The sequence below is a fragment of the Pseudomonas sp. YH-1 genome (genome assembly GCF_051990045.1).
GTDB classification, from domain to species: domain Bacteria; phylum Pseudomonadota; class Gammaproteobacteria; order Pseudomonadales; family Pseudomonadaceae; genus Pseudomonas; species Pseudomonas nicosulfuronedens.
This window is the reverse complement of sequence record NZ_CP178184.1, coordinates 2,578,970-2,601,419: the sequence shown is the minus strand read 5'-3', so window position 1 is coordinate 2,601,419 and position 22,450 is coordinate 2,578,970. Positions and strand designations below refer to the sequence as shown.

Below are 22,450 nucleotides of genomic sequence, written 5' to 3'. Positions count from 1 at the left end.
CGCGCGCGGCTCACGCCTCCTCGAAATGCATCTCCGGCGGTTGCTGGCGGAAGCCGCCGGTGATCACCGCCAGGTAGATCACGCCCAGCACCAGCCAGGTCGCGCCGAGCCAGATCGCCAGGTGGTCGAGGCTGACCATCAGCCACAGGTCGGCGAGCAGGCCGATCAGCGGGAACAGCAGGAACAGCACCAGCTCGCGCGCGCCACGACGCTCGGCGTTGAGGTAGTAGTGGAAGATCACCGAGAGGTTCACCAGGCTGAAGGCCAGGAAGGCGCCGAAGTTGATGAACGAGGTGGAAGTGGTGACGTCCATGTGCAGCGCCAGCAGGGCCACCACGCCGCACAGCACGATGCTGTTCACCGGGGTTTCGAAGCGCTTGCTGATGCGCCCGAAGAATGGCCGTGGCAGCACCCCGTCGCGACCCATGGCGAACAGCAGGCGCGAGGCGCTGGCCTGGGCCGACAGGCCGGAGGTGAACTGGCCGACGATCAGGCCGATCAGGAAGAAGCTGACGAACAGGTCGCCGCCGATGTTGCGGGCGATTTCATACGCGGCGGAATCGGCGTTCTGGAACTCCACCGACGGGTGCGCGAGCTGTACGAAATAGCTGGCGGCGATGAAGATGCCGCCGCCAATCAGGGTGATCAGCAGGATGGCGCGCGGAATGGTCTTGCGCGGTTCGTGGGTTTCTTCCGTCAGGGTGCTGACCGCGTCGAAGCCCAGGAAGGAATAGCAGGCGATGGCCGCGCCGCCCATGATCAGCGGTAGCTGGGTGCCTTCCTTGAGGAAGGGTTCCAGGGTCCATAGCGGGCGGCTGCCATCCCCCATGATGTAGTGGATGGCCAGGCCGACGAAGGCAATCAGCACCAGGAACTGCACCAGCATCAGCAGGCCATTGATGTTCTTCGCCAGGCGCAGGCCGACCACGTTGATCGCGGTGGTCACGCCAATGAACGCCAGTACCCAAAGGGCCTGGGGCACGGCCGGGAAGGCGGAATGCAGGTAGGCCGCGCCGATCAGCCAGATGGCCATCGGCAGGAACAGGTAATCCAGTAGCACGGCCCAGCCGGCGAGGAAGCCCAGTTTCGGGCTGATCGATTTGCGCACGTAGGTATAGGCCGAGCCCGCCACCGGGAAGGCGGCGGCCATGCGCCCATAGCTGAGCGCGGTGAAGAGCATGGCCACGGAGGCGACCAGGTAGGCCGAGGGGACTACGCCGCGAGTGACGTCGGCGAGGATACCGAAGGTGCCGAGGACGATGATCGGGGTCATGTAGGCGATGCCGAACAGCACCACCGAACCCAGCGACAGGGTTCGTTTGAGTCGAGCCATTACTGCTTACTCCGCGTTGTGTTTGTTATGGCAGTACTAAGTTGCTGGCCTGCGCTCACCCGCAGGCCCCGCGGGCGCTCTCGTCGCCCGTCGATCTTGAAATAACGCTGTGTCGGCGCAACCCTGCGCCCCGGCCCTGCAGAAGGCCGGAGGGGAAACTCAGGCGGGAATGATCAGCTCGTGCAGGCCATCGTCGTGCTCGCGCATCTCGCCGGGCAGCACGAAGCGGCGCTCGGCCAGGTAGCTGTAGTCGCGGCGCGATTGCGCCAGGCGCTCGAAATCCAGCTCGACGATCTGCCGGCACTCTTCGCGGCCGGCTTCGACGATCAATTGGCCGTAGGGGTCGACCACCGCACTGCCGCCGGCGAATACCAGGCCGTCATCGCCTTCGCCAACGCGGTTGACCATCACGGCATAGGCCTGGTTTTCCATGGCGCGGCCCATGATCGCGGTGCGGTGGGTCGGGCCGTAGGGGTCCATGTTGCCGTTGGTCACGATGATCAGCTCGGCACCGAGCTGGCCCAGGGCACGGGCGGACTCGGGGAACTCGATGTCGAAGCAGATCACGATGCCCACGCGGATGCCGTTCCACAGGCAGGTGGCGTAGCGGTCGCCGGGGGTGAAGATGCCGCGGTCCGACGCCCACAGGTGCGTCTTGCGGTATTTCAGGGCGATGCCTTCGGGAGTGATCAGCAGCGTGGTGTTGTAGAAGCGGCCATCGGCGGCCTCGGCAAAGCCCACCGCGACGGCAATGTTCTTCTCCCGTGCGGCACGCTGAACAGCCTGCACGCTGGGGCCGTCCACCGGCTCGGCGATGGCGGCGATGTTCTGCTCGGTGGGGAAGCCCGTCAGCTGGGTCTCGGGGAACACCACCAGCTGGGTGTCGTCGGCGCAGGCGTGGATGGCCTCCAGGGTGCGGGCCAGGTTCCAGGCCACGTCGCCATCACGGCCGGCGAGTTGGACGAGTTCTACTTTCATGGGGCTTCCTCGGATTCTTGTATTCCAGTGACCGCGCAACGCAAAAGGGTCAAAATACGCACCGCGCCGGCTCAAGGCATCCACCGAGTATGCCGGGCGTGCCATCACCGGGTAATTACGCCCGCGTGGTAACCCATCGGGGGTAGAGTCATGAGCCTTTCCCTTCAGGATATCGCCTGGCATCGTTCGGTCGGGCAGCTGATCGAGGCGCTGGACAAGCCGAACTTCTGGACCTCTCTGGTGCGCCTGCTGGGTCAGTATGTCCCCTTCGACAGCTGGGTGGTGCTGCTCTTCAGCGACGGTCGCCCCCAGGTATTCGCAGAATGTCCGGGCGAGGATGGCGGCCCCGATCCGCTGTTCCAGGACTACCTCAAGGGCCTCTATCTGCTCGATCCCTTCTACATCGCCAGCCGCGAGGCGCCCGGCAGCGGGCTGTTCCGCCTCGATGACGTGGCACCGGAGATGTTCGAGCAGACCGACTACTTCCAGCGCTACTTCAGCCTCAACGTGGTCGCCGACGAAGTGCAGATCAACGTGCAGCTCGACGGCGAGCGCACCCTGTGCTGCTCGGTAGGCAGCAAGGGCCGCTTCAGCCCGGAGCAGATCGCCCTGCTCGCCCTGGTGCAACCCTGGGTCGCCGGGCTGATGCGCCAGCGCATGGTCTTCGAGCGCGAAGTGCAGGAGGCTCCCCCGCCGCCGCGCTGGCAGAACCGCCTGGAATCCACCGCCCAGCAGATGGAAACCCCGCTCACCGCCCGTGAGCTGGAAGTCGGCCGCTTGATGCTCAGCGGCTGCTCCAGCAAGGAAATCGCCCGCAAGCTGGCGATCTCCGCCGAGACGGTGAAGGTGCACCGCAAGCACATGTACGCCAAGCTGGGGATCAAGTCGCAGTCGGAACTGTTCTCGCTGTTCCTCCAGGCGCAGGGCTGACGCCCCCATCCCACGCGCTCACCCTGTAGGAGCGGGCCATGCCCGCGATCGCGCGCACGGCGCGCTCCTACAAATCGCTAGTTCTCCTCAGTAGACCACGAGCGTGCTTTTGCACCAGCCGCCTGCCGTCGAGCGGCGGGTGAGCAATCATGCCTGTGCGGGTCCATGCTTGAGGACAGGAGGAATGCCATGAGCCTCAGCGTCTTCGACATGTTCAAGCCCGGCGTCGGGCCATCCAGCTCCCACACCGTAGGACCGATGCGCGCCACCCGCGAGTTCGTCGACCGCCTGCGCGATGCCGAGTTGCTCAGCCGTACCGCCGCTGTGGAGGTGCATCTGTACGGTTCCCTCAGCGCCACCGGCAAGGGCCACGCCACCGACCGTGCCTGCCTGATCGGCCTGCTCGGCATTGACCCGGCCGAGGCCGACCCCGCCGCCCTCGCCCCGCAGGTGGAGGACATCCTGCTGCGCCATCGCCTGCGCCTGGGCGGCGTGCAGGAGATCGACTTCGACCCGGCACGCCAACTGGTCTTCCACGATGACAGCCTGCCCGCCCACCCCAACGGCCTGCGCCTGCGGGCGCTGGACGACAACGGCAAGCTGCTGGCCGAGCGCATCTGTTATTCGGTTGGCGGCGGTTTCGTGGTGGACGCGCAGGACTTCAACACCGACCGCGCGCTGCAGGGCAACCCCATGCCCTACCCGTTCCACAGCGCCGAGGAACTGCTGCGCCTGTGTCATGAACACGGTTTCAAACGCATCAGCGACCTGATGTGGGCGAACGAGCTGGCCGTGCGTAGCGAAGCGGAAATCCACGCCGGCCTTGCGCACATCTGGGAGGAAATGCAGGCCTGCGTGAACCGCGGCCTGGAAACCGAAGGCACGCTGCCCGGCGGCCTCAAGGTGCGACGCCGGGCGCCCATGCTGTTCCGCCGGCTGAACGAAGCGGACAGCGGCAACCTCATCGCCACCACCCTGGGCGCCCTGGACTGGGTGGACCTCTGGGCGCTGGCGGTGAACGAGGAGAACGCCGCCGGCGGGCGCGTGGTGACCGCTCCCACCAATGGCGCGGCCGGGATAGTCCCGGCGGTGCTGCACTACTATGCGCGCTACGACAGCAACGCCAACGCCGATGGCATCGAGCGCTACCTGCTGACCGCCGCCGCCATTGGCATCCTGTGCAAGCTCAACGCCTCCATTTCCGGTGCGGAAGTCGGATGCCAGGGTGAAGTCGGCTCGGCCTGCGCCATGGCCGCCGGAGGGCTGGCGGAAGTCCTCGGCGGCAGCCTGGAACAGGTGGAGAACGCCGCCGAAATCGGCCTGGAGCACAACCTCGGCCTCACCTGCGACCCGGTCGCCGGGCTGGTGCAGGTGCCCTGCATCGAGCGCAACGCCATGGCCTCGCTCAAGGCCATCAACGCCGCCCAGCTCGCCCTGCGCGGCGACGGCCAGCACCTGGTCAGCCTCGACAAGGCCATCGACACCCTGCGCGACACCGGTCGCGACATGATGGACAAGTACAAGGAGACGGCGAAGGGTGGGCTGGCGGTCAACGTGATTGCCTGTTAGCCCGAGTGAATGGTGGTTCGCGAGCAAGCTCGCTCCTACGAAGAGCGCACCGGCTTCAGTCCTGTAGGAGCGAGCTTGCTCGCGAACAGCCCAGACACAAGATTTCTTGCAGTGCCCGAAACAGGCTTTCTCAACCCCGGATAAAATCGTTAGCTTGCTTTCTTTTTTCCCAACTTCGGGCTACCGTCGATGCCCGCCAGAACTAGAAAATCTTCCGAAGGCCCGCTGCATTGACCTTTGCCCAGGCACGTTCGCACGATGCCTGCCATGCTCTGTGACGGCCCTTTTGGCCAACCTTACCGTGATCAAAGCCCGACGACTGGAGATTCCATGAACCTGTCGCTCCTCAGCCGCTATGCCTTTTTTGCCGCTTGCGTCCTGTTCACCGTGCTCAGCCTGCCCTTCCTCGGGCATGACTGGGTGTGGCCCTTCACCCTCACCACCTTCGCCCTGAGTGTGCTCGGGGTCTTCGACCTGCTGCAGGAACGCCACGCGGTACGCCGCAATTACCCCGTATTGGGCAACATCCGCTACCTGGTGGAAGCCATCCGCCCGGAGATCCGCCAGTACCTGCTCGAAGGCGACCAGGAGGCCCTGCCCTTCTCCCGCGCCCAGCGCGCCCTGGTGTACTCGCGGGCGAAGAACGAGACCGCCGACAAACCCTTCGGCACCCTGATCGATGTCTACCAGTCGGGCTTCGAGTTCATCGCCCACTCCATCCGCCCCGCGCCGGTGGCCGACCCCTGCACCTTCCGCGTCACCGTCGGCGGCCCGGAGTGCAAGCAGCCCTACTCCATCTCGGTGTTCAACATCTCGGCGATGAGCTTCGGCTCGCTCAGCGCCAACGCCATTCGCGCGCTGAACAAGGGCGCCAAGCTCGGCGGCTTCATCCATGACACCGGCGAAGGCAGCATCAGCCCCTACCACCGCGAGTACGGCGGCGACCTGACCTGGGAACTGGGCAGCGGCTACTTCGGCTGCCGCAACGACGACGGCACCTTCAGCCCCGAGCGCTTCGCCAAGCAGGCAGTCGACCCGCAGGTGAAGATGATCGAGATCAAGCTCAGCCAGGGCGCCAAGCCCGGCCACGGCGGCATCCTGCCCAAGCACAAGGTGACTCCGGAAATCGCCTCCACCCGTGGCGTGCCCATGGGCCAGGACTGCATCTCGCCCTCCTCCCACAGCGCCTTCGACTCGCCCCACGGCCTGCTCGACTTCATCGTCCAATTGCGCGAGCTATCCGGCGGAAAACCGGTGGGCTTCAAGCTGTGCATCGGCCATCCATGGGAATTCATGGGCATCGCCAAGGCCATGCACGAGACCGGCATCCTCCCCGACTTCATCGTCGTCGACGGCAAGGAAGGCGGCACCGGCGCCGCACCGCTGGAGTTCACCGACCACATGGGCCTGCCGATGCGCGAGGGCCTGCTGTTCGTGCACAACACCCTGGTCGGCCTGAACCTGCGCGACAAGATCCGCATCGGCGCCAGCGGCAAGGTCGTCAGCGCCTTCGACATCGCCAGTGTGCTGGCCATGGGCGCCGACTGGGCCAACTCGGCGCGCGGCTTCATGTTCGCCATCGGCTGCATTCAGTCGCAAAGCTGCCACACCAACAAGTGCCCCACCGGCGTCGCCACCCAGGACCCGCTGCGCCAACGCGCCCTGGTGGTGCCGGACAAGGCCGAGCGCGTCTACCACTTCCATCGCAACACGCTCAAAGGCCTGGCCGAGATGCTCGCCGCCGCCGGCCTCCAGCACCCGTCGCAGCTGGAAGCCAAGCACCTGGTGCGCCGCGTCTCGGCCACCGAGATCCGCCTGTTCTCGCACCTGCATTACTTCCTCAAACCCGGCGAGCTGCTCTCAGGCAACATCGAGGGCGAGTTCTACGAGCGCATCTGGCGCATGGCGCGCAGCGACAGCTTCGAGGCCGCCGCCGGCTGATCGGGCAAATCAGGGAGCGCCTGCAACGGGCGCTCCCTGGCAAACCGAAAACTCAACTGGGGAGGGGCGTCGCTACCCCGCCTGCCCCCACACCTGCGCCAACCCAACCCCGTGCACGAGCGCGAACCCCAGGCAAATCGCCGAGCTGACGTAGATGAAGCGCTGGCTGCGCCCGGTGCCCTTGAGGATGAACGGGCCGGCCACGCCGCGCAGCAGGTAGACCAGCGAGATCGCCACCAGCGCTGGGCGCAGCAGCGGCAACGGCGCCAGCACTCCAGCCCCGGAAAGTGCGTAGACGGCCCAGGTGAACAGCACGAAGGCAATGCCGAAGGTGATCAGCGCCGGGTAGACCCGCCCGGCCTCGGCTGCCCTCGCGAGCTTTTCCCCGGCGCCAAACAGGCGATACCAGCGCGGCCCGACCAGCACGACGCCGACGTGCGCGGCAGCGGCGATAGCGCTGAGCGCCGCAGCGATGATCAACATCAGGTTGTATTCCTGCCCCATGATCGGCTCCCTCCTGAAGTGCGTACTGTCTCGTGGGTGCATCCTATCGTCGGCGCGAAAGATTCACGACACGTGACCACCGGCTGCACGAATCTTCCAGACAGCCACCCTGCGCGCGCTATGCTGGCCGACCGGGCAAGCGGTGCGGAGGCGGCCCATGCACAAAGACAACTGGATCGACCTGCTGCAGGATGCCGACACCGGCATCCAGAGCCTGCGCGCGCACTTCAAGGGCCACGCCTACGACCCGCACTGGCACTACAGTTACCTGATCGGCTACACCGAATCCGGCGTGCAGCAGTTCAACAGCCGCAACCAGCGCCACGTCAGCACGGCCGGCAAGGTGTTCTTCCTCGAACCCGGCGACATCCACGACGGCGACGCGCCCACCGAGGGCGGCTTCACCTACCGCATGCTCTACCTCGACGCGCCCTGGCTGGAGCGCGAGATCGGCACGCTGTTCGAAGAGGCGCCGGGCAATTGCCAGCTGAGCGTGCCCGAGCTGCTGATCGATGATCCGCGTCTGACAAGGCGGATCGACAATGCCTTCCAGGCCGTGCACGGCAACGACCTGAAAATCGTGCGCCAGAGCGCCATGGACGAACTGCTCGACGGCATGACCCACCACCTGCACTGGCGCCAGCGCGGCACCACGCAAGCTCACCTGCCACTGGTGGCACAACGCGCGCGGGACTTCCTGCACGCCAACCTGACCGCCGACATCGGCCTCGACGACCTGGCCCGCGCCAGTGGCTGCGATCGCTTCCGCCTGACCCGCGCGTTCAAGCAGGCTTTCGGCCTGCCGCCCCACGCCTACCTGATCCAGCTGCGCCTGGCCCGCGCACGGCAGTTGCTCGGCCGAGGCCTGGCACCTGCAGACATCGCCGCCGATCTTGGCTTCGCCGACCAGAGCCACCTCGGCCGCTGGTTCCGCCGCGCCTATGGCGTGACACCGGCTTACTACCGCAAGCGCTGCTCAAAGCTTCCAGACTGAGCCCGCCGCACTGGCGAAGATGAGCTCCCACGGATTACCGGAGTTCCCGCCATGCACCTCACACAGCTCGGCCAATGGCTGCCCTTCGTCCTCTTCGCCTTCGTCGCCTCGATCACGCCGGGGCCGACCAACCTGCTGATCTTCAGCAACAGCGCACGCTTTGGCTGGAGCGCCGCGTTGCCGATCATGTTCGGCGGCTGCGCGGCCGCCGCGGCGCTGGTGCTGGCGGTGGGCAGCGGCCTGGGCGAGGTACTGGCCAGTGCGCCGCGCGTGCAACAGGCGATGAGCGTGGTCGGCGTGCTCTGGCTGAGCTGGCTGGCCTGGCAGATTTTCCGCAGCCCGCCGGCGGACCTGGAGCGCGACACGGACGCCGCGCGCCTGGGAGCGGTCGGTGCTGCCGCACTGCAACTGGTCAATCCCAAGACCTGGATGATGGCGCTGGCAGTGATCAGCGTTTACGCCGGCCACGGCGTGGATCGACTGGACCGTGTGCAGTTGCTGTCGCTGCTGTTCTTCCTCGTGTCGATTCCCTGCACGGCGGTCTGGGCCGGCCTGGGCATCGGCAGCCAACGCCTGCTCTCGCCTCCACAGATGCAGCGGCTCAACCAGTTGATGGCGGTCCTGCTGCTGGTATCGGCCTGGGCGGGGGCGCTGCTCTAGTCGATCAGAAAATGCCGTCGCGGCGCAGATACTCGCGCAGGTGCTCGATGAACGCGTGGATCTTGCGGGTCGCCCGGCGGTTGCTCGGATACACCGCCAGGATCTGCGCACCGAAGGTGTCCGGCTCGAAGAAGTAGTCCTCCAGCACCGTCACCAGCCGGCCACTGCGCAGGTGCTCCAGCACGCTCCAGCGCGGGCACGGCAACAGGCCGTGCCCGGCCAGGCAGGCGGTGAGCAGCACCGCCTGGTTGTCGCTGTTCAGGCGGCCGGTGCGTGGGGTCGAGAAACGTTCACCCTCGACGTCGAACCACCAGCGATCATCCAGCGCCGGATGGCGATAGACCAGGCAATCGTGATCGGGGACCTCATTGGGGTGCCTTGGCGTGCCGCGCCGCTCCAGGTACGCGGGGCTGGCACACATGGCCAGGCGGCTTTCGGCCAGCGGCTGGGCAATCAGCCCCGGCAGGTCGCTGTTGCCCATGCGCAGGGCGAGGTCGTAGCGGCCGTCGAGCAGATCGACGTAACTGTCGGAAAGGTCCACCTGCAGCCGCACGTCCGGGTGCAGGTCGAGGAATTCGGCGCAGGCCTGGTCGAGGAACACCGGGCCGACGATCAGCGGCCCGGTGATGCGCAGCACGCCACGCAGGCTGTGTTGCAGCTGGGCGATTTCCTCGGTGGTCTCGCGCATCCGCGCCAGCACCTCGCGCGCGCCGTCCAGGTACAGCTGGCCGGCTTCGGTGAGCGACATGCTGCGGGTGGTGCGCTCGAACAGGCGCGCGCCGACTTCGAGTTCCAGCTGGCCGACCGCCTTGGTCACCGCCGACGGCGTCTTGCCCAACTGCTCGGCAGCGCGGCTGAAACTGCCAGTCTCGGCACTGGCGACGAACATCGCCAGGCTGCTGAATCTGTCCATCGTCATTCGTGCCAATCCTTCACAAGTGTTATGCCTGACAGCGACTTCCGCACACTTCGGTCCGCCAGTAGCCTGCGCCGCAGACCAACAATAATCCAACGAAAAGCAAGGGGAAGTCATGCACGGCATGCTCAAGGGCGCGCTGGCGCTCGCCATCGCACTCGGCACTTTTGAAGCACAGGCACAGAACGCAGACCTGATCCTGTACAACGCCAAGGTCTTCACCGCCGAACCCGGCCAACCGCTGCAGCAGGCCGTGGCGGTCGCCGGCGGCAAGGTGCTGCAGGTGGGCTCCAACGAGGACATCCGCAAGCTCGCCGGAAGCGCCAGCAAGCAGGTCGACCTGGGCGGCAAGGTACTAATGCCCGGCTTCATCGACAGCCACTCGCACTCGATCTTCGGCGGCCTGGAGCTGATTTCCGCCAGCCTGCTGGACGAGCAGATGGACCTCGACGCCTTCGAGAAGCGCCTGAAGCAGGACCGCGACAGCGGCAAGGCCAAGGTGCACGACGTGGTGGTCATGAACGGCATGAACTCGACCTACTGGTCCCAGGCCGATGGTCTGGCCAAGCGCTTCAACCAGGGCGAGTGGAAGGACATCCCGGTGGTACTGATCGGCAGCGACCACCACACCGCCTGGGCCAACGCCGCCATGCTCAAGCGCGCCGGGCTGGACGCCAAGCGCCTGCGCGGCCTGAGCCCGCTGGAGCAGCAGAACGTCGCCCACGACAAGGACTTCAATCCCACCGGTTTCCTGGTCGACTCCGGGTTCGACCTGGTCGCCGCCGCCATGCCGGTTCCCGACACCGCCACCATGGACCGCGCCGGCATCGCTGCCGTGAAGTACAACAACAGCCTCGGTATCACCGCCTGGATGGACCCGGCCGCCAACGGCACGCCCGGCGAGGCGCTGTTCGCCATCAAGCCCACCGAAAAGACCGTCGGCGTGCTGCCGGTTTACCGCGATCTGGCCCGCGATGGCCAGCTCACCGCCCACGTCGCCGCACTGCAGGTGGTCAATCCCAAGAGCACTCCGGCCGATCTTGCTGTCATCGAGAAGGTCCGCCAGCAGTTCCAGGGCATCCCAAACCTGACGCTGCCGGGGATCAAGGTCTTCGCCGATGGCGTGATCGAGTTCCCCGCGCAATCCGCCGCGCTGCTGGAGGACTACAAGAACAGCCACAAGCCGGGCGAGCTGCTGATCGACCCGAAGCACTTCGGCGAACTGGTCAGCGCCGCCGACGCGCGCGGCTGGCTGGTGCACGTGCACGCCATCGGTGACCGCGCGGTACGCGAATCCCTCAATGGCTTCGCCCAGGCACGCAAAGACCGGCAGAGCAGCGTGACCCACTCGATCACCCACCTGCAACTGGTCAACCCCAAGGACTTCCCGCGCTTCAAGCAGCTGAACGTGATCGCCTCGATGCAGCTCGACTGGGCCACCGCCGAACCCTACACCGTGGAGCTGGTGAAGCCCTATATCGCCGACGAGGCCTACCGCTACATGTACCCGGCCAAGTCCCTGCTGGACAACGGCGCGACCATTGCCGGCGCCAGCGACTGGCCGGTGTCCACGCCCGATCCGCTCAAGGCCATCTACCAGGCCGTCACCCGCCAGGGTGAGGAAGGCGTGCTCAACGCCGCCGAGCGCGTGGATCGCCAGACCATGTTCTACGCCTACACCCGCAATGCCGCGCAGACCATCGGCCTGGGCGACAAGATCGGCACCCTGGCACCGGGCAAGCAGGCGGACATGGTGGTGATCGACCGCGACGTGTTCACCGTGCCCGACCAGCAACTGGACGAAGCGCGCGTGCTTCGCACCCTGTTCGAAGGCCGCGAAGTCTACCGCGCCGACGATCAACCGGCTCTCTGAGCCGGGCTCCTGCGCCGGGGTCTGAACAGCCCCGGCGCCTTGCCCGCCAGCCCTGCACTCCCTTCACGCTCCTCGGCATAGCCGGGAGGGCCGGTGCTGCGCGGGATTTTTCATCTGCCCACAGACAATCACAACAAAGGGACTCCCCGCATGAATCGCCCCCTCTGGCTGGCCGGCGCGCTGCTCGCCTGCGCGCCGTTCACCTCCACTCCAGCCGTCGAGCTCGGCCATGACTTCAACCTGCAGATCGATACCGCCCTGCTCAGCGACTACCGCACCCGCGGCATCTCGCAGACCCAGAACGACCCGGCCGTGCAGGTCGGCGCCACACTGCAGCACGCTTCGGGCGCCTACCTGGGCGTGTGGAGTTCCAACGTCGATTTCGGTGGCGGCCTGAAGACCCGTCAGGAAATCGACTACTACGGCGGCTGGTACTGGCAGGCCAACGACGACATCGCTCTGGACCTGGGCTACATCAAGTACGCCTACCCGAAGGAAAGCCAGTTCAACCAGAGCGACACCTACGCCATCCTCCACGCCTATGGCTTCGAAGTAGCGGCCTACTATGGCAACGACTACCCCACCTACTTCGGCGAAGACCAGGCCAACCTCTACACCTACCTGGCCTACAACGCCGAGCTGCCGGCCGAGTTCAAGCTGCGCGTGCGCTACGGCCGCAACGACGCCAAGGACCCGCTCTACCTCTCCGGAGACGGCAGCACCCGCGACACCTACCACGAGTGGGAGGCGAAGCTGAGTCATGCATGGGTGGGCTTCGACTGGGCAGTGAGCTACATCGACACCGACCTGTCGCAGAACGAATGCCGCACGCAGTTCGGCTTCGGCGATGTGTGCACGGCGACCGTGGTCGCCAGCGTCTCCCGTTCGTTCTAACGCAGCGGCGCGGGGCGCGCCCGATGCGCGTCCCGCTCACCCAGCAGGGCGATGGCGCACAGCGCCAGGGCGGCAATATTGGTGGAGACCGGATTGAACGCGCCCAGCAGCAGTTCCGGGGCGAACAACGCCACGTCTGCCAGCAGTCCGACCAGCGCGATCACCGCCAGCCATAGCGGCCAGCGACTGCGGCGCAGCAGCAGGATGGCCAGGGCCAGGACGATCTCGGCCGCTCCCGCCACTTCGGCGATGCGCTGGGTCGACAACGGCCAGCCGTGGGCCTCGATCATCCGCACTTCATCGGGGCTGAGGAACAGCAGCTTGGGCACCAGCCCGTGATAGAGGAACACCACCCCCAGCGCCAGCCGCGCGATGGCCGCGCTAGTCATTGCCGAGAAAACGCCCGCGGTACTGTGGCGACGGCATCAGGCAGATATCTTCGCGGCCGAACAGACGATAGCGGTTGAGCGCGACGCGGTCGTAGCACCAGTCGCGCAACGGTCGGGGCACCAGCCAGAGCACTCGCAACCAGTTCCACGGCGCCGGCAACTGGCCGATCACCCGCAGGAAGGCGTCGCTGCGTTCGAAGCCTTCGCGGCCATCGACGTAGAGCATGGTGTCGAAGTATTCGGTGGGTAGGCCGAACCAGTCGAGAATGGCCTGGCCTTCGGCGGACTGCACGCTGCACAGCTTCACGCGGCGCTCGCGGTCATGCAGCAGGAGGAAGCGGCTCCAGCCATTGCACAGCCGGCAGGTACCGTCGAACAGCACGACCTTGTCGTCGGGCTGCATGTGAGGCGGCAGAGCCATGGCGTCGTCTCCGGATCCCTGATGCGCCCACTGTGCCCGCTCTGTGTGACAAGTCTTGTTCTTCATCGCTCATCCATTGGCGAGAGAGTACAAACGGTATTCGACCCAGCCGGGCCCCAGCCGCCCCTCGCCCACCGCCAGCTGGTGGTTGAGCCAGCGGTAGCGGTCGTCGCCGACCTCGAAGCGCGGCTGGATCATGAAATAGGTGTCGCCGAACTCGGTACTGTCACCCCGCGAGACCGCGTGAATGATCTTCGGGTTGGCCACCAGCAGTCCATTGTGCTGCATGAGGATACGCGCGCCGTCGTCGGTGCGCAGCACCAGGCGCACTTCCAGGTGCCAGCCACCGTCGCTGTCCACCAGGATCCAGTCGCCGCCACCAGGCAGCACTTCGCCGCTCAGCCGCTGGCCCTTGAAGGTCCCGCCGCCCGCCGCCGAAATCAGCCGCTGCCCCTGCGGCACGCGGCCGATATCCACCGGCACGCTGGCTTTCACGTTCATCTCCATCAACGGCTCGAGCTTCATCGCACCGCCCCTGCGCAAGGTCGTCGTAGACGCATCAGTAAAGCAGCCAGGCGTCGGCACGGCCATCTTCCGCCTAGGCCGGCAAACCGAAGCGATAGCGCAATAGCCGGCCCAGGCGGCGCATGGCCGGAATGGCCAGGGTGACCTCGTAGAGAAGGCGCATGCCCAGGGACAACCGGGCGATCTGCGCACGGTCGTACGCAGCAATGGAATCGACGAACTGCAGGGACGGCACCTGCTGCTCCAGCTCCTGCGGCTCGTCGATGCCCCAGTGCAGCACGGCGCCGGTGCGACGGATCATCGGGTTCCACTGCAACAGGCGGATGCCCAGCCGACTGTAGCCGTCGAGCAGCAGTTCACCCCGCTCGCAATACGCCGCCAGCTCGCGCAGCAGCCTGGGAACCTGATCCGCTTCCACGTAGGGCAGCACGCCTTCGGAAAGGAGCAGCACCGGTCGCCCGGTAGGCACCCTACGCCACCAGTCCGGCGCCGTCAGCGAAGTGGCCAGCAGGTGGCAGTTCTCCTGCGCGGGATACAGGCGCTCGCGCAACGCAATCACTTCGGGGAAATCCACCTCGAACCATTGCACGGTGGAGGGCGGGTCGACTCGGAACACCCGGCTGTCCAACCCGCAGCCCAACTGCAGGACCACGCACGCCGGATACCGCGCCAGGAAATCGCGCACCCAGTCGTCGAACAGTTTCGCCCGCAAGGCGATACCCACCTGCTCGGCACGGCCGATGTGCAGGCGGGCGAAATCGTAGTCGATCTGCTCCACGGCCCGCCGCGAGAAACGGTCGCGCAGCAGACTGTCGGGCAGCCCGCTCTCCTTCGCCTTGGCGTACAGGGTGATCAGCAGGGTTTCCGGCGTACCGCGCAGGCTGATGCGTTCCACGTCACTCGTGCAGGTAGTAGAGCTTGTTGATGATCTGCCAGCCGCTGCCGACCTGCAGCAGCGAGAGGTAGTCGGTGAAGTGCATGCCGAGGAATTCGTCGGTGACCTTGGCCACCGCACTGTCGCCGGTGATGTCCAGCGACTTCAGCTCCCAGGCCGGCGGCGCACCTTCCGATGGCGGGGATTCGGCCTTGATGGCGCCGATGAACTCATCCAGCGAGGACCACTCCAGCGCGCCATGGTAGTTGCCGATGATCTTGCAGGACGGGTGGAAAGCCTGGCGCAGGCGCGACTCGTCACCGAAGGTCATGCCCTCGACATAGTCCGTGAGTACCCGGTTGATGGCGGCGCTGTCCGCCGTGTAGTTGCTCATCGCCTCTGCCCTCCCGGCCACCTTGGCCATGGGGGAAGGCTAGCACCGCCCCCCAGCCGCGCCGCGGGGGGCGACGACCGGGGCATGCAAGGTCGAACTCAAACCACCGCGAGGTGCCGTTTGCGGCTCGGCGGCGGGAAGGCGGCGTCGAGGGCTTCGAGGTCCTCGGGCGTCAGGCGCAGTTGCAGCGCGGCAGCGTTGTCGCGGATGTGCAACGGGTCGACCGCCTTGGGAATGGCGATTACCCCCGGCTGGTGGATCAGCCAGGCCAGCGCCACGCGCGCCGGAGTGGCGTCGTGGCGGCCGGCAATGTCCGCCAGCACCCGGTCGCGCAGCAGGCGACCGCCTTGTCCCACCGGGCAGTAAGCCATCAGCGGCATGCGCTGTTCCTGGCACCAGGGCAACAGGTCCCACTCGATGCCGCGTTCCTCCAGGCTGTACTGCACCTGGTTGGTGGCGCAGGCCGGCTCGTTCAGTTCCTGCAGGTCGTCGAGGTCGAAGTTCGACACGCCCCAGCGCTTGATCTTGCCGGCTTCGCGCAGGCGCTCGAAGGCCTCGACGGTCTCTTCCAGCGGATATTGGCCGCGCCAGTGCAGCAGGTAGAGGTCCAGCCAATCGGTGCCCAGGCGCCTGAGGCTGCGCTCGCAGGCCTCGGCCACGCCACGCCGGCTAGCGTTGTGCGGGTAGATCTTGCTGACCAGGAAGACCTGCTCGCGCAGCCCGGCGATGGCCTCGCCGACCACCTCTTCCGAGCCACCCTCGCCGTACATCTCGGCGGTGTCGATCAGGGTCAGGCCGCGCTCGATGCCTTCGCGCAGGGCGGCGATCTCGCGCTTGCGCTGGAAGCTGTCCTCACCCAGGCGCCAGGTGCCCTGGCCGATGGCGGGAACGGCGGTACCGTCGGCGAATACCACAGTGTTCATCTCGTGCTCCTTCTTGCTGCTGTCATGCTTGCGGCTGATATGGCGACACGGGGCCAGCCGCCCGATACCGGGCGACGGGCACACAGGGTAGCGCAGAAGGACGGGACGGGTAGCGGATCAGCGGTTGGTCTGCAGGTTCCGGCGGGCGGCGTGGCGCTCGATAGCCAGGTCGATCAGGCGGCTGACCAGCTCGCTGTAGGTCATCCCGGCGGCCTGCCAGAGCTTGGGATACATGCTGATGCGGGTGAAGCCGGGCAGCGAGTTCAGCTCGTTGATCAGTACCTCGCCGCTCTCGGTGAGAAACACGTCCACCCGCGCCAGGCCGGAGCACTCCAGGGCAAGGAAGGCCTCCACGGCAAGCTGGCGGATACGCTCGCTGGCCTCGACAGGAATATCCGCCGGCACCACGACCTTGGCCGCATCCTCGTCGATGTACTTGCTGTCGTAGGAGTAGAAGCCGCTGCCCACGACGATCTCGCCGCAACCACTGGCGATCGGCTGCTCGTTGCCCAGCACCGCGCACTCGATCTCGCGGCCCTTCACGGCGGACTCCACCAGCACCTTGTCGTCGAAGGCCAGCGCCAGTCGTACAGCTTGGTCATAGGCCGCCTCGTCCTCGACCTTGCTCACCCCCACCGAGGAGCCCATGTTCGCCGGCTTGATGAACAGCGGCAGGCCCAGCTTGCGCTGCGCCTCGGCAAACGGCGTGCGCGCGGCATTGGCACGGGTCAGGGTAACGAAGGGCGTGATGGCGATGCCGGCGTCGCGCAGCAGGCGCTTGCTCACGTCCTTGTCCATGCAGATGGCCGAGCCCAGCACGTCGGAGCCGACGAAGGGAATGTCAGCCATACGCAGCAGCCCCTGCAGGCAGCCATCCTCGCCCTGGGTGCCGTGGACGATGGGGAAGATCACGTCGACGTGATCGAGCAGTTGGCGGCTGCCGGTTTCCACCAGTTGCTGCTCGGCCTTGCCCGGCACCACGGCCAGTTCGCGGTTGGATCGGTTCAACGCGATCAGCGCCGGGTTTTCCTGGTTGAGCAGGTAGTCGGAGGCATCGTTGAGGTGCCAGCGTCCCTCTTTGTCGATGCCGATCAGCACCGGCTCGAAGCGCTCGCGGTCCAGTGCGTCGACGATGTTCTTCGCCGACTGCAGGGACACCTCGTGCTCCGCCGAACGCCCACCGAAAATCACCCCAACGCGCAACTTGCCCATGACCACCTCCGAAGGATCGATGGGCGCTTTCTAACACGGGCCCCGGCGCTTGGGTAGGAACAGTGGGCGGCGAACAGACGAGACGCCTCTGCTCAGAACCGGCTCAGCGCCTGCGCCAGCTCGCGGGCGGCCTGGCCACTGTGCACGCCGGGAAACAGGTGGGTAAAAGGCAGCGCCACGAAGCGCCCTTCACGCACAGCACGCAGGCGTGAGAGGACCGGGTCGGCGCGCAACGCTCGTCTCTTCTGCTCGGCAGTGGACCACAACGCGTCAGCCAGCAGGATCACATCCGGGTCGCGCGCCAGCAGTTGTTCGGTGTTGGCGGTGAAGCCGCCCAGATCGACGTCCTCGAACAGGTTGTGCGCGCCGGCGACGTGCAGCAACTGGGTGACTACGCCGCGCCGGCCCTGGCTTTCCAGGCCATTGCTGGCACTGTCGAGGTAGAAGACTTCCAGCGGCGCGCTCCCGGCGAAGTGGCGGCGCGCCTCGGTCAGTTCGGCGCGTTGCCGGCGGATAAGCTGCCGCGCCCGCTGCGGTTCGCCGAGCAGATCGCCCAGGGTCTTCAGGTCCGTCTCGATACCGGCGAACAGATCGTCCTGTCGCTCCTCGCAACCGGCATCCAGCAGGTAGCTGGCGACACCGTGGCCGGCCAGTTCCCCGCGGGACAGGTTGCCCAGGCGGAAAGCCGAGGCGAAGCCGGCCACTACCAGGTCCGGGCGTTGCGCGTAGACCGCCTCCGCCGACGGATACTGGCGCGACAGCAACGGCACGCCGCGATAGCTCCCTTTCTTCAGATCAAGATCGTCATCGATGTAGGCCACGCCGATCAGCCGTTCACCGGCACCCAGCGCCAGCAGCAGGTCGGCGGCGTGCTGGTTGAGAGCGAGGATGCGTTGTGGCGGAGAGTCGATATGCCTGGTGTTCCCGCAATTTTGGTATTCCTGAGCGGACACCGGCGTGGCGCCCAGTACCAGCGCGAGCCATAACGCCACCTGTAGGAGCGGGCCACGCCCGCGATCGCGCGCATGGCGCGCTCCTACAGTCGAACGACGGTGCCTCCATCTGTTCGCGAGCAAGCTCGCTCCTACGAAAAGCCGTGTGGGTTTCATGAGCCGTCATCCACGCGCAAGTCGGCCACCGGCACGCCATCACGCAGGTGCTCCGCCACCACCCGGCACACTTGCTCGTCGTTGCGCAGGCCGTACCAGACGCGCTCGGGGTAGACCGTCAGAATCGGCCCGCGATTGCAGGGGAACTGGCAGCCGGTGCGGGTCAGCAAGGCACCCTCGGCGTTTTCGTAGAGATCGAGGCGAATAAGCTCATGGCGCAGGGTCTTCCATAGCGGCAGCGCACCGCGCCGCACGCAGCGCGGCCCGGTACAGAGGAACAGATGGTGCCGGTGCGGCGGCGGCGCGGACCAGTCCGGCTGCGACGGCACCTCGCCGACGCCCTGGCAATCCAGCTGTTGCGCCGGATCGCCAATCGCTGCGAGCACCGCCGTCGCATCCAGCCCGCGCCGGCCGAGCGCCGACGCTGTGACCTTCGCTGGCGGTGCCTGCGGATACTGCTCCAGCAGCACAGCCAGCTCTGCACACAACCAGTCGAGATAGGCGCCATCGGCAGTGGGCTCCAGGTCCACCAGCAGCAACGCCCGGCCCTCGGCCAGCCGCTCGCGAACGCGCGCCCAGAGCGAGTCGAACCCCTCACCGGTATCGATGCATTCGACACCGGTGAAACGCGCCGAGACCTCGCGGTGCAGGTGCTCACCCTGGGCTCCAGCCAGCGGGCCGACCAGCAGGATGGCCTTCATCAGAAGCTGAAGGTGTAGCGCAGCTCGGCGGTGCGCGGCCGGCCGAGGTTGTCCACTTGACGGATGCCGTTGCTGGTGCGGCCGGTGGCGTAGTCACGGTCCAGCAGGTTCTCCAGCAGCAGGCTCAGGCGGTGCGCGCGGGCAGCGTCGAGGTAGCGGTAGGCGTCACCGTCGAGCACGGTGTAATGGCCGTAGTCGTCGTCCTGGGCGCTGACGATGGAGCCTACGTAGCGGGTGGCGAGCCCGGCGCCCCAGAGGCTGTCGTCGTAGCCCAGGCGCACGCGAGCGAAGAAGTGCGGGATGTTGTTCACCGTCACACCTTCGCGGCTATCCACCAGGTTGCGCGTGGCGTCGGCGGAGACCTGCCAGTGCCGGCCAAACTGCCACTGGCCGTTGGCTTCCACGCCACGCACCTCTATCTCACCACTGCCGTTCACCCACTGGTCGCCCGCGAGGGTGATGAGGTCGGTGATTTCGCGGCGGAACAGGGTGACGCTGCCGCTCCACGGCTGGTCGAACAGTTCGCCGGTGTAGTCCAGGCCCAGTTCGGCGTTGCGGCTGCGCTCGGGCTTGAGATCACGGTTACCGACTTCATCGCCCGGTTCGTTGACGAACAGTTGCTCGGCGGTGGGCAGCTTGAAGGCGGTGCCGAACTGGCCGCGCAGCTTGAGCTGCTGGGTCAGGTCGTAGAGCGAGGTGAGCATCCACACGGTGGCGCCTTCGCCACCGGAGATTTCCTCGCGACGCACGCCAAGGCTCGGATGCCAGTCGGGCAACGCCTCGATGTTCGGCCGCAGCTGGGCGTACAGCGCGTGGGACTCGGCCTTGTCGTTGTCGATGATCAGCACATCGTCCTGGCCCTTGTACCACTGGTTGTCGCTGCCGAAGACCAGTTCGTGGCCGCCTGCCAACCGGGCCTTGCCTTCGAGCTGCGCGCCCCAGTCGGTGAAGCCCCAGTAGTCGTTGTGGTTGAGCACCTGGGTGCCGCCACCCTGCAGGTTGTAGACGCGGTCGTAGCGGGTGTCCCAATCGTTTATGTGGGTCTTGGCGAACCAGCTGAAATCGTCGCCGACGCGCTGCTGGAAAGTCGCCGTGGCGATCTGCTGCACGCGGTTGTTGCTGGTGTGGTGGTTGGAGGTCGGCCGGGAGAAGTCCAGCTCGGCATCGGCGTACTGGTAGAACAGCTCCAGCCGCGAGGCGTCACCGATGGCCTGGATGGCCTTGGCGCCGAACACGTTGACATCGTAGGAGCGGCGCTTGTCGCTGACCGTACTGGTCATGTCCTGGTCGCGGTAAGGCTGGTAGCCATCGGAGCGGTTGTGGCTGACATAGGCCATCAGGCCGAGGTCGCCCAGGCCGTTCTGCACGATTTTCTCAGCGCGGGCATCGCCGCTGCGGCCCTTGAAGGTGTCCAGGCCAAGGTTCACCTCGCCGGTCGCCTCCCGCGAACGCGCGCTGCGGGTGACGATGTTGATCACCCCGCTCACCGCCTGGGTGCCGAACAGCAGGCCCTGGCCACCCTTGAGCACCTCGATGCGCTCCACTGCGGTGGTCGGCAGGGTGTCGATGTAGATGCCGCCGTAGAGACGGTTGTTCAGGCGCACACCGTCCAGCAGGATCAGCGTGTCGTCGTTTCGCCCGCCCAGCAGCGAGTAGGTGCCGTAGTCGAAGGGGCCGTTCTTCGGCGCAACGAACAGGCCGGGCACGTACATCTGCAGCACGCGGGTGATGTCGGCGCTGGGACCGGCGCGTTCGATCTGCTGGCGGTCGATGACCTCCAGCTTGCTGCCATAGCGGGCCATGTCGGCCACGGTGGTGGACTCCACCGACGGTGCGCTGACGATTTCGTCGGCCAGGTCCAGCGGCGCCGCAACGAGCTGCGAGCTGAGGGCACAGAGGGAGAGAACGGGAGTCCAGCGCAGGGCGCGCCGGGAGTTGAAAGCAGGAGAATGCAAGGTGATCGCCTCGAAATCGGGATTTCGCAGGCGGCGCAGCGAGACCCGGAACGAGCGCGCCCCGGGAACCGGCTCACGCCCGCCCACCGCGGGTTTGCCAAACAGGTTCCAGGCCGGTCTCCGGGCTTGCGAGGGTCCTGGGGCATCCGCCTTCCCATGCTGTCGCACAGTGGCCTAATGGATGCTCCGCTCGCTTACCGTTGCGGGGGCAGCGCCGGACTGATCGCACGAAGGCGACGCACCGGCTTCCCGTTTCACCTCACGCACGGCGGCGTGAGGCACCTGGAACGGGGCGCATCTCAACACCAGGTCGGGAACGCGTCAAGGGCAGGGGTTGCGGCAGGATGTTGCAGGGCGGCGTCAGTGCCAGGGATCGTAGGTACCGAAGCTCCAGATGTGGCCTTCCGGATCGCGGCAGGTGAAGCCCTGGCCGCCGTAGTCTTCGTCCTTGATGTCGATGACGATCTGCGCGCCGCCGTCCACCGCCGCGCGATACAGCGCCTCCGCATCCTTCACCACCACGTAGATGCTCTGGGTGCAGCCGCCGATTTCGTCGGGCTGACGCATCAGTCGGCCGTACTCGTTGTCGTGCAGCGAGCCGAGCATCACCAGGCCACTGCCATCAGCCAGCGCCAGCTGCGCGTGGGCAATGCCGCCGTGCTCATCGGCCACCACCAACTGCCGCTGGAAACCGAAGGTGGCGCACAGCCAGTCGATGGCCTGAGGCGCATCGCGGTAGCGCAGGCAGGGGATGACGCTGGGGCGTACAGCAGGTGCGGGCTGGGGCATGGCGATCTCCGACGCGGGATGGGCGCGTCCTTTCCAGCATAGTCGCGCCTTTGCGCCGCTTCAGCGCGGTGCGGCGACCGGCAAGCGAAGCGCAATTTCCTGCAAGACCGGTTGTCGGCGCGGCCTTAGTGTCAGCCGAATCAGAAAGAGGAGAAATCCACCGTGACCCAGCGCCAACCGATCAACCTGCAGGACAAGCTCGGCCGCATCACTGAAACCTGGCAACCGCGGGTGATCGCCGAGATGAACGACTACCAGTTCAAGGTGGTGAAGCTGCGCGGCGACTTCGTCTGGCACAGCCACGCCGACACCGACGAAACCTTCATCGTGCTCGACGGCGAGTTGCGCATCGACTTCCGCGACGGCCCGCTGACCCTGCGCGCCGGCGAGCTGTACGTGGTACCGCGCGGCGTCGAGCACAAGCCCTATGCCGAGCATGAGGTACAGGTGATGCTGATCGAGCCGCGCGGCGTGCTGAACACCGGCGACCAGGGCGGCGAGCGCACGGCGGAGAATGATCGCTGGGTGTGACCGTCGATCGACAGCAACGCGCGGCGCCGATCAGC

23 protein-coding genes and 1 riboswitch are annotated in these 22,450 nt (G+C 66.4%); of the genes, 8 read left to right on the top strand and 15 right to left on the bottom strand.

The features are described from left to right. Positions 1 to 10: 10 nt before the first annotated feature. Together ACKI1H_RS12200 and ACKI1H_RS12195 are read right to left on the bottom strand one after the other, a co-directional pair. Positions 11 to 1,333, bottom strand: a complete 1,323-nt coding sequence (locus ACKI1H_RS12200; protein WP_440468469.1) for an APC family permease — start codon at positions 1,331 to 1,333, stop codon at positions 11 to 13. Positions 1,334 to 1,492: 159 nt separating this feature from the next. After that, positions 1,493 to 2,311, bottom strand: a complete 819-nt coding sequence (locus tag ACKI1H_RS12195; protein WP_440468468.1) for a carbon-nitrogen hydrolase family protein — start codon at positions 2,309 to 2,311, stop codon at positions 1,493 to 1,495. A 150-nt stretch (positions 2,312 to 2,461) separates the two neighbouring features. On the opposite strand from ACKI1H_RS12195, the gene ACKI1H_RS12190 reads away from it, so the two are divergent. From ACKI1H_RS12190 to ACKI1H_RS12180, 3 genes are all read left to right on the top strand, one after another. Further along, entirely contained in the window at positions 2,462 to 3,241 is a 780-nt protein-coding gene (locus tag ACKI1H_RS12190; protein WP_440468467.1) for a response regulator transcription factor, read from the top strand. Between the two features lie 189 nt (positions 3,242 to 3,430). Then, positions 3,431 to 4,810 carry an L-serine ammonia-lyase gene (locus ACKI1H_RS12185; RefSeq protein ID WP_440468466.1) on the top strand — a complete coding sequence of 460 codons (1,380 nt, stop codon included), beginning with the start codon at positions 3,431 to 3,433 and terminating at the stop codon, positions 4,808 to 4,810. A gap of 330 nt (positions 4,811 to 5,140) precedes the next feature. Continuing rightward, positions 5,141 to 6,751, top strand: a complete 1,611-nt coding sequence (locus ACKI1H_RS12180; protein WP_138520702.1) for an FMN-binding glutamate synthase family protein — start codon at positions 5,141 to 5,143, stop codon at positions 6,749 to 6,751. Positions 6,752 to 6,823: 72 nt separating this feature from the next. Here the strand turns inward: ACKI1H_RS12180 and ACKI1H_RS12175 are convergent, their stop codons facing one another. Next, positions 6,824 to 7,255, bottom strand: a complete 432-nt coding sequence (locus tag ACKI1H_RS12175) for a hypothetical protein (protein WP_440468465.1) — start codon at positions 7,253 to 7,255, stop codon at positions 6,824 to 6,826. A gap of 157 nt (positions 7,256 to 7,412) precedes the next feature. Here ACKI1H_RS12175 and ACKI1H_RS12170 point away from each other — a divergent pair, with 157 nt between their 5' ends. Beyond that, positions 7,413 to 8,249: an AraC family ligand binding domain-containing protein gene (locus tag ACKI1H_RS12170; RefSeq protein WP_440468464.1), complete on the top strand. Its 837-nt coding sequence runs from the start codon at positions 7,413 to 7,415 to the stop codon at positions 8,247 to 8,249. Positions 8,250 to 8,300: 51 nt separating this feature from the next. Next, positions 8,301 to 8,909, top strand: a complete 609-nt coding sequence (locus tag ACKI1H_RS12165; RefSeq protein ID WP_440468463.1) for a LysE family translocator — start codon at positions 8,301 to 8,303, stop codon at positions 8,907 to 8,909. Between the two features lie 4 nt (positions 8,910 to 8,913). Here the strand turns inward: ACKI1H_RS12165 and ACKI1H_RS12160 are convergent, their stop codons facing one another. After that, positions 8,914 to 9,822 carry a LysR substrate-binding domain-containing protein gene (locus ACKI1H_RS12160; RefSeq protein ID WP_440468855.1) on the bottom strand — a complete coding sequence of 303 codons (909 nt, stop codon included), beginning with the start codon at positions 9,820 to 9,822 and terminating at the stop codon, positions 8,914 to 8,916. Between the two features lie 118 nt (positions 9,823 to 9,940). Here ACKI1H_RS12160 and ACKI1H_RS12155 point away from each other — a divergent pair, with 118 nt between their 5' ends. Further along, positions 9,941 to 11,698, top strand: coding sequence for an amidohydrolase (locus tag ACKI1H_RS12155; RefSeq protein WP_440468462.1), 1,758 nt, complete (start codon positions 9,941 to 9,943; stop codon positions 11,696 to 11,698). A gap of 150 nt (positions 11,699 to 11,848) precedes the next feature. Further along, positions 11,849 to 12,592 carry a TorF family putative porin gene (locus tag ACKI1H_RS12150; RefSeq protein ID WP_138520697.1) on the top strand — a complete coding sequence of 248 codons (744 nt, stop codon included), beginning with the start codon at positions 11,849 to 11,851 and terminating at the stop codon, positions 12,590 to 12,592. On the opposite strand, the gene ACKI1H_RS12145 is transcribed toward ACKI1H_RS12150, so the two are convergent. The 11 genes from ACKI1H_RS12145 to ACKI1H_RS12095 form a co-directional block, all read right to left on the bottom strand. Further along, positions 12,589 to 12,981: a DoxX-like family protein gene (locus ACKI1H_RS12145; RefSeq protein WP_138520696.1), complete on the bottom strand. Its 393-nt coding sequence runs from the start codon at positions 12,979 to 12,981 to the stop codon at positions 12,589 to 12,591. The genes ACKI1H_RS12150 and ACKI1H_RS12145 overlap by 4 nt on opposite strands. Further along, a complete protein-coding gene (locus ACKI1H_RS12140; RefSeq protein ID WP_138520695.1) occupies positions 12,974 to 13,402 on the bottom strand; it encodes a thiol-disulfide oxidoreductase DCC family protein in 429 nt (142 codons plus the stop codon). The genes ACKI1H_RS12145 and ACKI1H_RS12140 overlap by 8 nt, the downstream gene beginning before the upstream one ends. Before the next feature lie 69 nt (positions 13,403 to 13,471). Further along, positions 13,472 to 13,927 (bottom strand): DUF3237 domain-containing protein, encoded by a 456-nt coding sequence (locus ACKI1H_RS12135; protein ID WP_138520694.1) that lies wholly within the window; start codon positions 13,925 to 13,927, stop codon positions 13,472 to 13,474. Positions 13,928 to 14,000: 73 nt separating this feature from the next. Next, positions 14,001 to 14,822: a class I SAM-dependent methyltransferase gene (locus ACKI1H_RS12130; RefSeq protein WP_440468461.1), complete on the bottom strand. Its 822-nt coding sequence runs from the start codon at positions 14,820 to 14,822 to the stop codon at positions 14,001 to 14,003. 1 nt (position 14,823) lies between these two features. Further along, positions 14,824 to 15,195: a nuclear transport factor 2 family protein gene (locus ACKI1H_RS12125; protein WP_138520692.1), complete on the bottom strand. Its 372-nt coding sequence runs from the start codon at positions 15,193 to 15,195 to the stop codon at positions 14,824 to 14,826. Positions 15,196 to 15,293: 98 nt separating this feature from the next. After that, positions 15,294 to 16,118: an aldo/keto reductase gene (locus tag ACKI1H_RS12120; RefSeq protein ID WP_440468460.1), complete on the bottom strand. Its 825-nt coding sequence runs from the start codon at positions 16,116 to 16,118 to the stop codon at positions 15,294 to 15,296. A 117-nt stretch (positions 16,119 to 16,235) separates the two neighbouring features. Beyond that, positions 16,236 to 17,330 carry a D-alanine--D-alanine ligase gene (gene ddlA, locus ACKI1H_RS12115; protein WP_440468459.1) on the bottom strand — a complete coding sequence of 365 codons (1,095 nt, stop codon included), beginning with the start codon at positions 17,328 to 17,330 and terminating at the stop codon, positions 16,236 to 16,238. A gap of 92 nt (positions 17,331 to 17,422) precedes the next feature. Further along, the gene (locus ACKI1H_RS12110; RefSeq protein ID WP_440468458.1) at positions 17,423 to 18,322 is read right to left on the bottom strand and encodes an ABC transporter substrate-binding protein; all 900 of its coding nucleotides are present in this window, start codon (positions 18,320 to 18,322) and stop codon (positions 17,423 to 17,425) included. 113 nt (positions 18,323 to 18,435) lie between these two features. After that, a complete protein-coding gene (locus tag ACKI1H_RS12105) occupies positions 18,436 to 19,140 on the bottom strand; it encodes a (2Fe-2S) ferredoxin domain-containing protein (protein WP_440468457.1) in 705 nt (234 codons plus the stop codon). Beyond that, entirely contained in the window at positions 19,140 to 21,095 is a 1,956-nt protein-coding gene (locus ACKI1H_RS12100) for a TonB-dependent receptor plug domain-containing protein (RefSeq protein ID WP_440468456.1), read from the bottom strand. Before ACKI1H_RS12100 ends, ACKI1H_RS12105 begins: the two co-directional genes overlap by 1 nt. 94 nt (positions 21,096 to 21,189) lie before the next feature. Further along, positions 21,190 to 21,396, bottom strand: a riboswitch (cobalamin riboswitch). 59 nt (positions 21,397 to 21,455) lie between these two features. Further along, positions 21,456 to 21,884 (bottom strand): VOC family protein, encoded by a 429-nt coding sequence (locus tag ACKI1H_RS12095; RefSeq protein WP_138520687.1) that lies wholly within the window; start codon positions 21,882 to 21,884, stop codon positions 21,456 to 21,458. A gap of 162 nt (positions 21,885 to 22,046) precedes the next feature. On the opposite strand from ACKI1H_RS12095, the gene ACKI1H_RS12090 reads away from it, so the two are divergent. Then, entirely contained in the window at positions 22,047 to 22,415 is a 369-nt protein-coding gene (locus ACKI1H_RS12090; protein ID WP_138520686.1) for a cupin domain-containing protein, read from the top strand. Positions 22,416 to 22,450: the final 35 nt, after the last annotated feature.

What these genes read in the sequence shown, in the direction of transcription:
- ACKI1H_RS12155 (WP_440468462.1), top strand. Translation starts at nt 9,941, where the DNA reads ATGCACGGCATGCTCAAGGGCGCGCTGGCGCTCGCCATCGCACTCGGC.
- ACKI1H_RS12165 (WP_440468463.1), top strand. Translation starts at nt 8,301, where the DNA reads ATGCACCTCACACAGCTCGGCCAATGGCTGCCCTTCGTCCTCTTCGCC.
- ACKI1H_RS12105 (WP_440468457.1), bottom strand. Translation starts at nt 19,140, where the DNA reads ATGAAGGCCATCCTGCTGGTCGGCCCGCTGGCTGGAGCCCAGGGTGAG.
- ACKI1H_RS12125 (WP_138520692.1), bottom strand. Translation starts at nt 15,195, where the DNA reads ATGAGCAACTACACGGCGGACAGCGCCGCCATCAACCGGGTACTCACG.
- ACKI1H_RS12170 (WP_440468464.1), top strand. Translation starts at nt 7,413, where the DNA reads ATGCACAAAGACAACTGGATCGACCTGCTGCAGGATGCCGACACCGGC.
- ACKI1H_RS12160 (WP_440468855.1), bottom strand. Translation starts at nt 9,822, where the DNA reads ATGGACAGATTCAGCAGCCTGGCGATGTTCGTCGCCAGTGCCGAGACT.
- ACKI1H_RS12185 (WP_440468466.1), top strand. Translation starts at nt 3,431, where the DNA reads ATGAGCCTCAGCGTCTTCGACATGTTCAAGCCCGGCGTCGGGCCATCC.
- ACKI1H_RS12190 (WP_440468467.1), top strand. Translation starts at nt 2,462, where the DNA reads ATGAGCCTTTCCCTTCAGGATATCGCCTGGCATCGTTCGGTCGGGCAG.
- ACKI1H_RS12175 (WP_440468465.1), bottom strand. Translation starts at nt 7,255, where the DNA reads ATGGGGCAGGAATACAACCTGATGTTGATCATCGCTGCGGCGCTCAGC.
- ACKI1H_RS12145 (WP_138520696.1), bottom strand. Translation starts at nt 12,981, where the DNA reads ATGACTAGCGCGGCCATCGCGCGGCTGGCGCTGGGGGTGGTGTTCCTC.
- ACKI1H_RS12135 (WP_138520694.1), bottom strand. Translation starts at nt 13,927, where the DNA reads ATGAAGCTCGAGCCGTTGATGGAGATGAACGTGAAAGCCAGCGTGCCG.
- ACKI1H_RS12180 (WP_138520702.1), top strand. Translation starts at nt 5,141, where the DNA reads ATGAACCTGTCGCTCCTCAGCCGCTATGCCTTTTTTGCCGCTTGCGTC.
- ACKI1H_RS12150 (WP_138520697.1), top strand. Translation starts at nt 11,849, where the DNA reads ATGAATCGCCCCCTCTGGCTGGCCGGCGCGCTGCTCGCCTGCGCGCCG.
- ACKI1H_RS12140 (WP_138520695.1), bottom strand. Translation starts at nt 13,402, where the DNA reads ATGGCTCTGCCGCCTCACATGCAGCCCGACGACAAGGTCGTGCTGTTC.
- ACKI1H_RS12195 (WP_440468468.1), bottom strand. Translation starts at nt 2,311, where the DNA reads ATGAAAGTAGAACTCGTCCAACTCGCCGGCCGTGATGGCGACGTGGCC.
- ACKI1H_RS12095 (WP_138520687.1), bottom strand. Translation starts at nt 21,884, where the DNA reads ATGCCCCAGCCCGCACCTGCTGTACGCCCCAGCGTCATCCCCTGCCTG.
- ddlA (WP_440468459.1), bottom strand. Translation starts at nt 17,330, where the DNA reads ATGGGCAAGTTGCGCGTTGGGGTGATTTTCGGTGGGCGTTCGGCGGAG.
- ACKI1H_RS12120 (WP_440468460.1), bottom strand. Translation starts at nt 16,118, where the DNA reads ATGAACACTGTGGTATTCGCCGACGGTACCGCCGTTCCCGCCATCGGC.
- ACKI1H_RS12200 (WP_440468469.1), bottom strand. Translation starts at nt 1,333, where the DNA reads ATGGCTCGACTCAAACGAACCCTGTCGCTGGGTTCGGTGGTGCTGTTC.